Source organism: Streptomyces sp. cmx-18-6 (assembly GCF_046548915.1).
In the GTDB taxonomy this organism is placed as follows: domain Bacteria; phylum Actinomycetota; class Actinomycetes; order Streptomycetales; family Streptomycetaceae; genus Streptomyces.
This window is the reverse complement of the sequence record NZ_JAEBEP010000044.1, coordinates 1-631: the sequence shown is the minus strand read 5'-3', so window position 1 is coordinate 631 and position 631 is coordinate 1. Positions and strand designations below refer to the sequence as shown.

1 protein-coding gene is annotated in these 631 nt (G+C 69.3%); it reads left to right on the top strand.

The annotated features are described in order from the left end of the window. Window positions 1-35: 35 nt before the first annotated feature. On the top strand, window positions 36-631 hold a 596-nt coding region (locus tag ACLJPL_RS34055; RefSeq protein WP_411084815.1), incomplete at its 3' end, for an ERF family protein.

Below are 631 nucleotides of genomic sequence, written 5' to 3'. Positions count from 1 at the left end.
GGTCCGGCGCCGGCACATAGTCCTCGCCGGGCCCGATGGCCGGGTACGAGCCGGGCGACGACGACCCGGAGATGGTCCCGGTCCACCTGGCGTGGCTGCGGGTCCGTAAGGAAGTCCGCGCCATCGCCAAGGGCGAGCAGTACAACGCGGCCGGCACCCGCTACAACTTCCGCGGCGTCGACACCGTGGTCAACACCTTCGGCCCGGTCACGCTGAAGCACGGCGTTAACGTCCTGCCGACGCGAGTGGACGCGGAGTACCGCGACACCACCACGTCCAAGGGCAACAAGATGCGCGAGTGCACTGTGCGCGTCTCGTGGCTGATCGTCGGCCCGAAGGGCGACACGCTCCCCCCGCTTCAGACGCAGGGTGAGGCGCTCGACTCGGCGGACAAGGGCACTGCCAAGGCTCAGTCCGTAGCGCTGCGGGTGCTGCTGCTGACGGGCGGCCTCACGCCGACGCACGACAAGGATCCGGACGCCTCGCACGTCGAGCGCGGCAACGAGGCGCCGGCCAGGTCGGCGGAGTCGTACCGCGACGAGATCCTCGACAAGAAGACCTCGGCCGCGCGGATCCAGCAGATCGGCTACGAGGTCGCGAACCTGCGGATGCTGAACGCGAAGGTCCAGAA